Raw genomic sequence first — 12,409 nt, forward strand, 5'->3', positions numbered from 1 at the left:
AGCCGTGGTGACATGCGTGTCCGTCCTGAAGTCCGTTTATCGTCTGGCGGTGACGATCTTCGCGCCGCACGGCGGTCGGCCTCTGGTCCGGTTACGCGCGCATGGGCAACTGGCGTCCCCGGTCGCGGGTGATGTGTTGGTGACAGCCTCGGTCGGCCCATCCGGGGAGGCGATCACGCTGTGGGCGGATCCCGCTGGCCGGGAGGCGTTGCTGACTCCCCCGGGATTGGCCGCGTCCTGCGCCAGACAGCCGGTCTCCGCCCGCGTGGTCGTCCAAGACGCGAGCACGACGACGGTTACCGCCATCGCCGCCCTGGATCTTCCCTTCAGTCATGTCCAACCGCTACCTGGCGGAAGAATCCTGGTGGTGCCGACCAGGGGCGGCAGGGCTACGGTCTTCGATGCCGCCGGTGATCCCGTGAAACAGGGCGATGTCGGCGACGGGATCGAGCATGTGCTGACCACACCTGAAGCACTACTGGCACGAGGCGGCGTTCATCCCCAACCTCGCCGATGGCGAGACGGCCTGGAAGGTGGCAAGCCGCCTGCGGCACCTTCGTGAGGACGACTTCGTCGGCGGGTTCGTCCTACGCCGCTATGAGCGATTCACCTCCGCCGAGGCGCGTACCTGGTGGGTCAACGGCGGTTGCGTCCTGGTCAGTTCGCACCCGGACACCCCGAACGACTCCCCGCACCTGGACGTAGACCTTGACGCGGTTGCACCGATGATCACCGCGCTGGGCCTGCCGTTCATCACGGTGGACCTTGCCCTACGCGCCGACGGAGTCTGGCGGGTCATCGACATCGGCGACGGGCAGGTCAGCGACCGTCCGGCCACCACCGAGCCCAGCAAGCTGATCACAGCGCTGCTCGCCCGCACCCCCTGACTGTCATACATGCACCGCCTGCCGGGGCATCCGCTTCTGCCGCAGATCGTGCACGCCAGCCTACGGCGCGCTTCTCACCGTCCATGTCAGCTCGGGGTTATGGACGCCGACCGCAACGTCCGGACATGCTTGACGAAGAACGAGGATCGCGGCGATCACGGCGGTGGCGTGTTGCTGGCAGCAGTGCAGCTTGTTCAAGTAGTTCCAGGCTTTGAGGGTGGCGATGACTCGTCGGCCGATGGCACGGATCTTGGCGTGGCTGCGGTTGACGGCGTGTGTCGGCGTGACAGTGGCGGCGTTTGAACGGTCTGCGGAGGCTGCCGCCGACGCCGGATCAGTCGCTGACTCCAAGGTGCAGCAGCCATACCCGGTCGCCCACGCGGACCACGAGATCGACGTAGGCCGCCTCGTACCAGTCCCGGGTGTCCACCGTGAGAACCCAGGACTCGGCGGAGTCCGGCCAGAGTCGCCCCATCAGTGCCACCGCCCAGTCCGTGAGCGCTTGGGCCAGCCCCTGCGCAGCCGACTGCTCGGCCCAGGCTTGCGGCTGCCGCCCCGGAACGAACAACCCAGGCAGCGCCTCACGGACCAGCGCGGACCAGGAATTCACCGACTCCAGCCCCGAGACCCGGCAATGCGTCGGTAGCAGCACGTTCACCGATGCGACCACGTCGTCGTCAGTCAGCGGACCGTCCACGAGCGTGAATGTGCACGCGTGGTCGACCTCTTCCAGAAGGTCCTCGAGGACCTGCAGGGCGTGGCTAATCATCTCCGGAACCGCGTCCAGCCTCGCGATCCTCGCCGCCGACAGCGCGGCCCAGTCGAATCCCGTCACGTCGATCAGGCTAATGATCATCGCCGTCGATCACCACGCCAAACTGTTCGAACATCATGCTGCCGGCTCGCATCGCCGAATTGCTGACCAGCGGACCGCTCCAAGGCCGCCGCGCCGTGCACACATCTGCCGCTCCAGGCGTCCTGGCGTTCATCGCCGCTGGGGACGCACGGTGATGTATGGCTGTCTTTCCTGCTCCCGCTGCCGGTGTCGTACCTGATCAGCTTGTTTTGCGCGCCGCGGTGTCCGCCTTTCTGGGGCCGCTACCGTGGCCAGACTCGCGTCCATACCGAGTCCGACCTGCGAGTCTTCCTACGCTGATGCACCGACCAGGACCTCGACCCGCTGGCTGCGGCACGGGTGGACATCGAGCGGTACGTGCGCTGGCTGCAGGACGTACGCCGGTACCAGCCCTCGACGGTCTCGCGGCGCCTGTCCGTCGTGGTCGGGTTCTGTCGGATCTGCGTCATCGACGCCATCCTGGACCACTCGCCGGCCGATTACGCCCGCCGGCCCACAGCGCCGGCCGAGTCGCCGACCCTCAGGCTGGGTCACCTGCAGTTCGAGGCCCTGATCACCACCGCCCGGCTGTCGACCAACCCGAACGACTTCGCCCTGGTCGCGCTTCTGGGCCTGCTCGGCCTGCGGATCTTCGAAGCCTGCGGGGCCAGCATCGCCGACCTGGGCGAGGAGCACGGACACCGGGTACTGCGCGTGCGCGGCAAGGGTGGCAAGGTCGTGCTCGTCCCGCTGCCACCCGCGGTGGACAACCATGCTCGACGCCGGCGTCAGCCTGCGCGACGTGCAGATCGTCGCCCGCCACGCCGACCCGCGAACCACCATGCGCTACGACCGGGCCCGCAAGAACCTCGACCGGCACCCCAACTACATCCTGGCCGCGTACCTGGCCTCCGGGGCATAGCCAGCCGCTCGTGGCTCTGCCGATGAGCGATGGACGGTTCCGAAGGACCACCGATCGCGCGGGAGCTACGGGCTGCCCCAACGGGCGATCGGGCTACCGCGTCTGAGCCGGTCGCGAAGGGGCGTCGAGGAGTACCTCGTATAGGTAGAGGTCACCGTTGGTGCCTTTTTGGCGGAACCCGGCACGTTCGAGGGTCCGCTGGGAAGCGACGTTGTCCCCGGTGGTGTCGGCGACAACTCGGGACAATCCGTGATCGGCCGCGACGTTCAGCAGGGCGACGAGTGCCTCCGCCGCATAGCCGTGACCACGGGCTGATGGGGCAAGGCCGTAACCGACCTCGACACATCCGTCGTCCGGCTGACCCTTGAAACCGATTCCACCGATGGCCTTCCCGTCGACGGTCCGGGTGATCCGGTAGTGCCCGAAAAGGCGCTGGTCCCCGTGGGCAGCCGTAGCTGTGAGAAAGGCCGTGACGCCGATGACGTCGCCGTCGAAAGGAAAATCCTCGGCCCAGGCATCCCCCGCTCCGGCGCGCCGCCCGACGATACGTTCACCCTCTGCTGTGTCGATGGCGTGCAAGCACAGTCGCGGCGTTCGAAGCTCGGTCACGGGCAACAGCGAAGCAGCCCCTCGACACTCCGCACAAGCCGATTACGCCACCTCGGAAAAGACCGGTCGCGGAACCCCTTGGGACACGCGCACATGCCGCCGATCGTGAGCGCCGACCGCCGCACCCCTGGATCAATCAGACATCTTGCGACCTCGCCGGACCGTGACACAGCCAGGTAGCACCCGCTACCACCGCGACCGGCCCAGCTCGGTGGCGCTGCGCGACGAGCTGCTGGAAGAACATCGGTCCTACCTGGATCGCTACTCGAGAGAAATGATCGCTCGCGGCCCGACCCTTGCCGGCGACGGCGACACGCCCACCGGCAGCGTGCACATCGTCGACCTGCCCGATCCCGCCGCCGCGCGCGTGTTCGCCTTCGACGAGCCCAACTATCAGGCCGGCGTGTACCGGGACGTGCTGCTGCGCCGGTGGCGCAACGCGCTGGGCCGCACCATGTGGGACTTCCCCGGAGGCCGGACCGGTGGTAACCGGTACCTGGTGCTCGGCCTCGGCGCGGGGCAGGCCGCCGACCTCGCGGTGCCGCCCGACCGGGACGAGCTGATCGCGTACGGGCCGCTGCTGTCCGACGACGGCGCCACCTGGCTGGGTACGGCGGTGCTTGTCCGGACGCCGAATCCGGACAAGGCGCGCGCCGTGCTGACCCCGGACCGCTACGCCGACATCGAGGTGCACAACTGGCAGTTTGGCGGGCGGCCGGCATGACCCGAGGCTGGCTGTGGACTTGGTGCAGCGGATGCTCGGGCACGCCTCGGCGGCGATGACGCTGGACGTCTACGCGGACCTGTTCGAAGACGACCTGGGCTCAGTGCGGACCGACGCCGTTGGTCCGGATCTTGACGCGGTTCGCTCAGGTCACCGGCAGCATGCCTGAGCAGGGGTTTTGCGTGGTGGGGCGGGCGGGACTCGAACCCGCGACCGAGGGATTATGAGTCCCCTGCTCTAACCGGCTGAGCTACCGCCCCGATACCGCGCCGGATCGTAACCCGCTCGACGGATCACCGGCCACCACCGAAACGGCCGACACAGACACCCGACCGGCACGATGGGCTACGCGAGGATAACAGTCAGCAGCGGTCCGCAAGACCCCCCGCACCGGCCCGGATCACCCCACCGCGCGCAGCTCCGCCAGCACCGCCCCGGCGGTCCGCCAGCCGCTGGCCAGCGCCCCCTGGATCGATGGGCTGTCCCGGTGGTCGCCGGCCACGAACAGCCCGTCGCCGAGCGCCACCGGCTTGCGCAGTCGCCCCTGCGGCGGCGGCGCGGCGGGCAGCGCGTCGGGGACCTCGACGGTCGTCAGGTGGGTCCAGTCCGCGGTGGAGCGTCCGTAGAGCCGGTCCAGCTCACGCCGGATCGCCGGCTCGGGCGGGGCGCTCGGGCCGACCACCGAGGTGGCCACCAGGTGCCACCCGTCCGGCGCGTACGTCGGGGCGGCGTGGCTGACCACGACGGTGTTGGCGACCAGCTCCCGCCGGTCCCCGTCGACCAGCAGGATCGGCTCGGCCAGCGGCGCCTCCGGCGCGCTGTGGTAGTAGGTCGTGTAGCTGTGCATGCGTACCCGGGCCAGGGTGGGCAGCAGCATTCCCGCCGCGGGCGGGTCGACGGCGACCACGACGGCGCGGCAGCCGATGTCGCCGGCCTGGGTGCGGACCCGGCCGGGCGCGACCTCGGAGACCGGGGTGTCCAGCTCGATCAGGTCGGCGGGCAGCGGTTCGGCGACGGCCCGGGGCAGCGCGGCCATCCCCCGGGCGGGCAGGCCGATCCGGCCGCGCGCGAAGGAGCGCAGGATCATCGCCAGCACGTGGCTGGAGGTCTCCAGCTCCCGGTCGATGAGGACGCCGGAGAGGAACGGCCGCAGCAGCTCCTCGATGATCGTGTCGGAGAGCCCGGCCCGGCGCAGCGCGGCCTCGGTGGTGGTCTCGGGCGCGGTGAGCAGGCGGCTCTTCGGCAGGGTGGCGCAGCCGGTGGCGAGCGCGGCGAAGCGGATCCGGTCGAGCAGCGAGCCGATACCGGCCAGGGCCGTGCCGGGCGCGCCGCCGGGCTCGCGCAGCGGGTTGACCAGCCGGTCGAGCCGGTCGCCCCGGCGCACCAGCACCCCGGAGGTGAACCAGCCCAGCTCCAGGCTGTCGACGTCGAGCAGGGTGCCCAGCCTCGGGTAGGCGGTGTTCAACACCTGGAAGCCGCGGTCGAGCAGGTAGCCGTCGACCGCGTCGGTGGCGACCCGGCCGCCGAGCCGGCCACCGGCCTCCAGCAGCCGCCAGGGCACGCCGGCGCGGTGCAGCCGGCGGGCGGCGGCCAGCCCGGCGAGGCCGCCGCCGACGATGACGACGTCCGTCTCAGCCAGCATGCCCGGCCTCCGTCCCGGTCCGGGCCGTCCGGGCCAGCCGGCTCGGCCACCAGATTTTCGGCCCGATGTCGTACGACAGCGCGGGCACCAGCAGCGAGCGGACCACGATGGTGTCCAGGAGTACGCCCACCGCCACCGCCACGCCGAGTTCCACCAGCACCACCAGCGGCAGGACGGCCAGCGCGGAGAAGGTCGCGGCGAGCACGATGCCGGCGGAGGTGATCACTCCGCCGGTGACGGCGAGGCCGGCCAGCACCCCGCCCCGGGTGCCCCGCTTGAGCGACTCCTCGCGGACCCGGCTCATCAAAAAGATGTTGTAGTCGATGCCGAGGGCGACCAGGAAGACGAACGCGAAGAGGGGGAAGGACGCGTCGACCCCGGGGAAGTCGAAGACGTACCGGAAGATCAGCGCGCACAGCCCGAGGGTGGCCAGGAACGACAGCACCACGGTGGCGATCAGCAGCACCGGGGCGAGCAGGGCCCGCAGCAGCAGGGCCAGGATCACCGCGATGACCAGCAGCACCACCGGGATGATCACGTTGCGGTCCCGGGTGGAGGCGGCGGAGGTGTCCACGTTGATCGCGGTGAACCCGCCGACCACCGCGTCGGCGCCGGCGACCCGGTGCACCGCCACCCGCAGGTCACGGATGGCCCGCTCCGCGCCGTCGCTGTCCGGCGGGTCGGACAGCGTCGCCTCCAGCTGCACCTTGCCGTCGACCACCTTGGGGGGCGCGTTCTCCTCGGGCGGCCCGGCCCGCTCACCGGTCACCGGCCGTACGGCGGCGACGCCGGGGACGCCCTGGGCCACCCGGGCGACCTCCTGGGCGGCCTGCTGGTTCGTGAAGATGGTCGCCGGGCTGCCGGTGCCGGCCGGGTAGTGCCGGGCGATGACCTCCTGGCCGGCGACCGAGTCGGTCCGGTTGGTGAACAGGTCGGACTGGCCGAGGGTGGTGACGCCGAGCTGGGTCAGGCCGAGGGTGAGCAGGGCCAGCGCCGCGGCGGTCACCAACCAGACCGGGCGGGCGCGCCGGGCGACGAAGCCGGCGACCCGGGTCCAGATGCCGTTTTCGGCCCGCGGGTCGGCCTGGTCGGCGCGGGGCCGGCGGGGCCAGAAAGCCCATCGGCCGCCGAGCACCAGCAGCGCCGGCAGGAAGGTGAGCATCACGACCAGCGTGGCGGCGATGCCGACGGCGGCGACCGGGCCGAGCGCCCGGTTGGAGTTGAGGCTGGACAGCAGCAGGCAGAGCAGGCTGACGATCACCGTGGCCCCGGAGGCGATGATCGCCGGGGCGGCGCCCCGCCAGGCGGTCTTCATCGCGTCCCAGGAACGGTCGTGCCGGTGCAGTTCCTCCCGGTAGCGGGCGATCAGCAGCAGCGCGTAGTCGGTGCCGGCGCCGAAGACCAGCACGGTCAGGATGCCCTGCGCCTGCCCGTTCAGTTTGATCACGTCGTTCTTCGCCAGGTAATAGACGAACACCGACGCCAGCGCGTACGACATCCCCGCCGCGAGCAGCGGAAAGAGCCAGAGCACCGGGCTGCGGTAGACGATCAGCAGGATCACCAGCACCACGACCAGGGTGACCAGCAGCAGCGGCCCGTCGATGGCGCCGAACACCTCGATCAGGTCGGCCAGCAGCCCGGCCGGTCCGGCGACGTCGACGGTGAGCCCGTCCCGGTCGCCGCCGGCGATCCCGCGCAACTCCTCGACCACCCGGCCGATCGCCTCGCCCTCCGCCTCGTCGATCGGTACGACGACCTGGAGCGCCTGACCGTCCTGGCTGGGAATCGGCGGCGGCAGCGGCCCGAGCACGCCCGGGACCTGGGCGAACCGCGCGGTGTCGGCGGCCGCCCGCTGCCTGTCGGCGTCGGTGATGCCGGAGCGGCGTTCGTAGACCACCAGCGCCGGGGTGCTCTCCCGCTCCACGAAGCCGCCGGCGAGGTTCTGCGCCCGGGTCGCCTCGGCGTCGGCGGGCAGGAACGAGGCGTTGTCGTTGGTGGCGACCTCGCCCAGTTTCCCGGAGTACGGCCCGGCGATCCCGCCGACCACCAGCCAGCCGAGCACCACCAGCACCGCGATCAGCGTCGCCGCGCCAGGTCCCCGTCTTCCGGCCATCTCCAACCGTCCTTGAATCGACGCACCAATCGACGCAGCGGGAGTCCAAGTCGACATCGCCCATCCTGCCGCCCGAGCACACCCCAGCGGGCCGAAACCGGACGCGGGACCCCCGCACCCTCTCCACGGTCCGCCCTCGTCGGTGATCAAGAAGTTTGCGTCTGCGGACGGCCCGTCGGTGACGCAAACTTCTTGATCACCGGGGAGGGCCGCGGCCGGACTGGGGCCGAGGTGGTGTGCGGCCGGCGGGGCGGGGGGCAGAGCCGTGGGAACGAGAAACGCCCGTCGGCGGGGCCGACGGGCGCGGGTGGAGCGGGAGCTCCCCCGTTTGGACTCGAACCAAAAACCTGCCGGTTAACAGCCGGCTGCTCTGCCAATTGAGCTACGGGGGACTGCTTGTCACCGCGCTCCGGATCTCCCCGGCGCTCGGCGACGGCACAAGAGTACAGGATTCCCGGGGGGTCTGGTCCAGGGGGTTACCTCCACGAACCCCCGCTGCGGAGGGGTGCGACACGGCAGGAATAAAACCGGACAAATCGTCATCACGGCACAACCAGGCATGAGCGCGGAGCAGGATGGGTAGTTAGCTGCCGACAGAGGACTAGGGCGCGACATGGTCGGACCCAACCGGATCTCCGGGCGGGAACGGCGGAGCGTCAGGTACGAAAGGAGCCGCCATGCGCGGAAAGATCATGTTCCTTGGCGGGCTGGCTGCGGGCTTCGTCCTGGGCGCCCGTGCCGGCCGGGAGAAGTACGAGGAGCTGGTCGTCCGGGGCCGTAAGGTGCTCGACCACCCGACCGTCCAGGAGGCGGCGGGTGTCGCGCAGGCCCAGGCGACCCGGCTCTACAGCGAGGGCAAGGACAAGCTCGGCCAGTCCAAGCTCGGCGAGAAGCTGGGCACCGGCAACGGCAACAAGCAGGAGCTGACCGCGGCGGACGATGCCTTCGCGGGCACGCCGGCCACCGTCGGCGCGAAGTCGGGCAGCTCGTCGAGCTCCCCCAGCTCGTCGTCGTCCACCACCCCGCGGCCCAAGCCGTCGGGCACGGGCACCAACGCCAGCACCCTCTAACCGCACCTTCCCAGCGGGCCGGTCGTCGTCGACGACCGGCCCGCTGGCGTGTGGGGCGGAAACAGCGGCAGCTCCGGCGGCTGTCCACTCCCGCCGATGCCACTTTCGCCGATTTGAAGCAAAAGTTCGCACCGAACATCGAAAACTTCTGCCGTCAACCTCTTCTCTTTGGTCCGCCGCGCAAATATCGTCCTGCGTAGAACCTGGCCAGGCTCTTGGTACTCGTAGCGACCCTCCTCAGCGACGGCGCTGAGGCGGACCCGCCCCGACCAGAGCGAGGTTCGATGCGCAGACCCACCGGCCGAAGGGCCATCGCCTACCTCAGCCTTCTCACCCTCGTCGGCGCGACACTCGTCGCGACCGCACCACCGCAGCCGACGCCGGCGCTCGCCGCCCCGGTGCCCGCCAGCAACGGCATGGACTACAAGGTCCTCGTGTTCACCCGGTCCGCCGGAGGCAGCCACGCCGCCACCGCCGCCGGAGTGGACGCGATCCGGCAGCTCGGCAACGACCGGCGGTTCACCGTCGAGGTGACCGACGACGCCCGCAAGTTCGACGAGCCGCATCTCAAGCAGTTCCGCGCCGTGGTGTTCCTGAACACCTCCGGCGACGTCCTCACCGACGGCCAGCAGGCCGCGTTCGAGCAGTACTACCGCGACGGCGGCGGCTTCGTCGGCGTCCACTCGGCCATCGAGGCCGAGCCCGGCTGGTCCTTCCTGGACAAGGTCCTGGGCACTCGGGCGACCGGTGCCGCCACGTCGGCGAGCCCGGCCACCGTCACCGTCGCCGACCGGGTGCACCCCGCCTCGGAGCGGCTGCCGGAACGGTGGACGCACACCGACCGCTGGTACAACTTCGCCGACAACGTCCGGGGCGTGTCGCACGTACTGGCCACCGTGGACGAGAAGACGTACGCCGGCGGGTCGATGGGCTTCGACCACCCGGTCACCTGGTGCAAGGACTACCAGGGCGGTCGCTCCTTCTACACCGGACTCGGCGCGACGCCGGAGAGCTACGGCAGCACCGACCTGCGCGCCCACCTCGGCGGGGCGATCCAGTGGGCGGCCGGCGTGACCGACGGCGACTGTGGCGCGACCGTGCTGGCCAACTACCAGATGACCGTGATCGGGGCCCAGCCGAACGTCAACGAGCCGATCGGCTTCGACACGCTCCCCGACGGGCGGGTGATCCAGACCGACCGCCGCGGCGGCGTACGCCTGCACGACCCGGAAAGCAACCAGACCACCGTGCTGGCCCAGATCCCGGTCTACACCCACAGCGAGGACGGAATGTACGGCCCGGCGATCGACCGGGACTTCGCCACCAACAAGTGGGTCTACCTGTACTACGCGCCCCCGCTGGCCACCCCCGCCGGAGGCGCGCCGACCACCAGCACCGACCCCACGACCTGGGATCAGTGGAAGGGCTACTTCCAGCTCTCCCGCTACAAGTTCGTCGACGGCGAGACCCCGTCGCTGGATCTGAGCACGGAGCAGAAGATCCTCCAGGTGCCGGTGGACCGGGGCGCCTGCTGCCACGTGGCCGGCGACATCGCGTTCGACTCCAAGAACAACCTCTGGCTGGTCACCGGGGACGACACCCCGGCCGGTGGCGGCGGCTCCGGCGGCTTCTCGCCGCACAACGACTCGGTCAGCGCCACCGGCGTCTACCAGGCGCCCTTCGTGGACGCCCGGCGCAGCTCCGCCAACACCAACGACCTGCGGGGCAAGGTGCTGCGCATCGCGGTGGGGGCGGATGGCTCGTACACCGTCCCGGCGGGCAACCTCTTCCCGGCCGGCGCCGAGAAGACCCGACCGGAGATCTACGCGATGGGGCTGCGCAACCCGTTCCGGATCACCCTGGACAAGAACGACGTCGCGTACGTCACCGACTACTCCCCCGACTCCTCGACGGCCGCGGTCGGCCGGGGACCGGCGGGCACCGGGCGGATGATGGTGATCGACAAGCCGGCGAACTACGGCTGGCCGATGTGCGTGCAGCCGAACCTGCCGTACATCGAGATGAACTGGACCACCAACCCGATCTCGCCGGTCGCGCCGTTCGACTGCGCGGCGCCGAAGAACACCTCGCGGCACAACACCGGCCTGACCGACCTCCCGACGGTCGAGAAGTCCGAACTCTGGTACTCCTTCCAGGCGCCGACCCCGTGCCCGGAGTCCTACCTGTCGACACCGACGCAGACCTGCCCGGTGCTCTTCCCCGAACTCGGCACCGGCGGCGTCGGACCGCACGGCGCCGCCCGCTACGACTTCGACCCGGAGCTGAGGTCGGAGACGAAGTTCCCCGAGTACTACGACGGCGCGGTCTTCTTCGGCGAGTTCACCCGGGACACCCTCAAGGAGGTCCGGCTCGACGCCAAGGGTGACATCCTGAAGATCAACAATGTGCTGAACTGCGGCCAGGCGCCCACCACAGCGGCCAAGCCGTTCCTCTGCGACAACCCGATGGACATGAAGTGGGGCGCCGACGGCAACTTCTACCTGCTGACGTACGGCGACGGGTTCTTCAACGTCAACCCGGACGCGGCGATGCTGAAGTTCAGCTACGTCAAGGGGCTGCGAGCGCCGAGCGCGGTGCTCACCGCGACGCCCACCAACGGCATCGCGCCGCTGACCGTCGCCTTCTCCAGCGAGGGCTCCAAGGACCCCGACCCGGCGGACTCGATCTCGTTCGCCTGGGACTTCGACAGCAACGGCACCACCGACTCGGTCGACCCGAACCCGTCGCACACCTACACCGCCAACGGGGTGTACACCGCCCGGCTGACGGTGACCGACTCGAGCGGCAAGAGCGCGTCGGCGAACACCACCATCACCGTCGGCAACACCGCGCCGACCGTCACGGTCAACACCCCGCTCGAAGGCGGCTTCTTCAGCTGGGGCGACGACATCCCCTGGTCGGTGACGGTCACCGACCCGGAGGACGGGCCGGTCGACTGCGCCAAGGTGGAGGTGACCTTCGTCCTCGGCCACGACCAGCACGGCCACGGCGAGGCCAACCAGTTCGGCTGCTCCGGAGTGCTGCCCACCGACCCGGACGACGCGTCCCACGGCGGCTACATCTACGGCGTGGTCAGCGCGTCGTACACCGACGGCGGCGCGAACGGCCAACCGGCGCTGACCACTGTCGACCAGCAGATCGTCCAGGCGAAGCGGCAGGAGGTCGAGTTCGCCACCGACGAGTCGGGCACCACCGTCGGGACCAGCGCCGACACCGGCGGCGGGCAGCAGCGCGGCAGCCTCGACCCGGGCGACTGGATCGCGATCAACAACACCGTCAACCTGCTCAACATGCAGTCGATCACGCTGCGGACCTCGGGCGGCAGCGCGGCCACCGCCGGGCAGCCCCGGTTCGGCGTCCAGCTGCGGCTGGACTCCCCCACCGGCCCGCTGCTGACCACCGCCGTGGTCAACGCGACCAGCGGCAACAACGCCTTCACCAGCACAGGCGTGCCGATCACCGACCCGGGCGGCACGCACCGGCTCTACCTCGTGTTCACCACCGTCCCCGGCGGCCCGACCAGCGGTTTCGGAAACCTGAACTGGGTCGAGTTCGCCGGCCAGGGCATCGGCGTCACGCCCTAGCG

At 70.3% G+C, this 12,409-nt stretch carries 11 protein-coding genes, 2 tRNA genes and 1 pseudogene; 7 read left to right on the forward strand and 7 right to left on the reverse strand.

Annotation, left to right across the window (positions count from 1 at the left end; all coding sequences use genetic code 11):
- The first annotated feature begins 16 nt into the window (after positions 1-16).
- Positions 17-562 carry a hypothetical protein gene (locus ACTWM8_RS23335; RefSeq protein WP_446210899.1) on the forward strand — a complete coding sequence of 182 codons (546 nt, stop codon included), beginning with the start codon at positions 17-19 and terminating at the stop codon, positions 560-562.
- Positions 498-887, forward strand: coding sequence for an ATP-grasp domain-containing protein (locus ACTWM8_RS23340; protein ID WP_446214640.1), 390 nt, complete (start codon positions 498-500; stop codon positions 885-887). The genes ACTWM8_RS23335 and ACTWM8_RS23340 overlap by 65 nt, the downstream gene beginning before the upstream one ends.
- A 60-nt stretch (positions 888-947) precedes the next feature.
- Here the strand turns inward: ACTWM8_RS23340 and ACTWM8_RS23345 are convergent.
- Positions 948-1,218, reverse strand: a pseudogene (locus ACTWM8_RS23345) (hypothetical protein); the annotation flags it as partial.
- A 3-nt stretch (positions 1,219-1,221) separates the two neighbouring features.
- A complete protein-coding gene (locus ACTWM8_RS23350; protein WP_446210900.1) occupies positions 1,222-1,722 on the reverse strand; it encodes a hypothetical protein in 501 nt (166 codons plus the stop codon).
- A gap of 772 nt (positions 1,723-2,494) precedes the next feature.
- On the opposite strand from ACTWM8_RS23350, the gene ACTWM8_RS23355 reads away from it, so the two are divergent.
- Positions 2,495-2,644, forward strand: coding sequence for a hypothetical protein (locus ACTWM8_RS23355; protein WP_446210901.1), 150 nt, complete (start codon positions 2,495-2,497; stop codon positions 2,642-2,644).
- Positions 2,645-2,737: 93 nt separating this feature from the next.
- Here the strand turns inward: ACTWM8_RS23355 and ACTWM8_RS23360 are convergent, their stop codons facing one another.
- Positions 2,738-3,253 (reverse strand): GNAT family N-acetyltransferase, encoded by a 516-nt coding sequence (locus ACTWM8_RS23360; protein ID WP_446210902.1) that lies wholly within the window; start codon positions 3,251-3,253, stop codon positions 2,738-2,740.
- Between the two features lie 163 nt (positions 3,254-3,416).
- Between ACTWM8_RS23360 and ACTWM8_RS23365 the strand changes: the two genes are divergently transcribed.
- Both ACTWM8_RS23365 and ACTWM8_RS23370 read left to right on the forward strand, forming a co-directional pair.
- Positions 3,417-3,977 (forward strand): YciI family protein, encoded by a 561-nt coding sequence (locus ACTWM8_RS23365; protein WP_446210903.1) that lies wholly within the window; start codon positions 3,417-3,419, stop codon positions 3,975-3,977.
- 13 nt (positions 3,978-3,990) lie between these two features.
- A complete protein-coding gene (locus ACTWM8_RS23370) occupies positions 3,991-4,146 on the forward strand; it encodes a hypothetical protein (protein WP_446210904.1) in 156 nt (51 codons plus the stop codon).
- Positions 4,147-4,160: 14 nt separating this feature from the next.
- Here the strand turns inward: ACTWM8_RS23370 and ACTWM8_RS23375 are convergent.
- The 4 genes from ACTWM8_RS23375 to ACTWM8_RS23390 form a co-directional block, all read right to left on the reverse strand.
- Positions 4,161-4,237 (reverse strand) — tRNA-Ile (locus ACTWM8_RS23375).
- Between the two features lie 140 nt (positions 4,238-4,377).
- Positions 4,378-5,619, reverse strand: a complete 1,242-nt coding sequence (locus ACTWM8_RS23380) for an NAD(P)/FAD-dependent oxidoreductase (protein ID WP_446210905.1) — start codon at positions 5,617-5,619, stop codon at positions 4,378-4,380.
- A complete protein-coding gene (locus ACTWM8_RS23385) occupies positions 5,609-7,732 on the reverse strand; it encodes an MMPL family transporter (RefSeq protein WP_446210906.1) in 2,124 nt (707 codons plus the stop codon). Before ACTWM8_RS23385 ends, ACTWM8_RS23380 begins: the two co-directional genes overlap by 11 nt.
- Positions 7,733-8,051: 319 nt before the next feature.
- Positions 8,052-8,124, reverse strand: a tRNA-Asn gene (locus tag ACTWM8_RS23390).
- Positions 8,125-8,409: 285 nt separating this feature from the next.
- On the opposite strand from ACTWM8_RS23390, the gene ACTWM8_RS23395 reads away from it, so the two are divergent.
- Both ACTWM8_RS23395 and ACTWM8_RS23400 read left to right on the forward strand, forming a co-directional pair.
- Positions 8,410-8,802 (forward strand): hypothetical protein, encoded by a 393-nt coding sequence (locus ACTWM8_RS23395; protein WP_446210907.1) that lies wholly within the window; start codon positions 8,410-8,412, stop codon positions 8,800-8,802.
- A gap of 284 nt (positions 8,803-9,086) precedes the next feature.
- Positions 9,087-12,407 (forward strand): ThuA domain-containing protein, encoded by a 3,321-nt coding sequence (locus ACTWM8_RS23400; protein WP_446210908.1) that lies wholly within the window; start codon positions 9,087-9,089, stop codon positions 12,405-12,407.
- Positions 12,408-12,409 lie beyond the last annotated feature (2 nt).

The sequence above is a fragment of the Micromonospora sp. IBSANI012 genome, assembly GCF_052814045.1.

Bases quoted from the DNA above. Each gene is read 5' to 3' on its own strand.
- ACTWM8_RS23400 (WP_446210908.1), top strand. From the start codon at position 9,087: ATGCGCAGACCCACCGGCCGAAGGGCCATCGCCTACCTCAGCCTTCTC.
- ACTWM8_RS23385 (WP_446210906.1), bottom strand. From the start codon at position 7,732: ATGGCCGGAAGACGGGGACCTGGCGCGGCGACGCTGATCGCGGTGCTG.
- ACTWM8_RS23395 (WP_446210907.1), top strand. From the start codon at position 8,410: ATGCGCGGAAAGATCATGTTCCTTGGCGGGCTGGCTGCGGGCTTCGTC.
- ACTWM8_RS23380 (WP_446210905.1), bottom strand. From the start codon at position 5,619: ATGCTGGCTGAGACGGACGTCGTCATCGTCGGCGGCGGCCTCGCCGGG.
- ACTWM8_RS23355 (WP_446210901.1), top strand. From the start codon at position 2,495: ATGCTCGACGCCGGCGTCAGCCTGCGCGACGTGCAGATCGTCGCCCGC.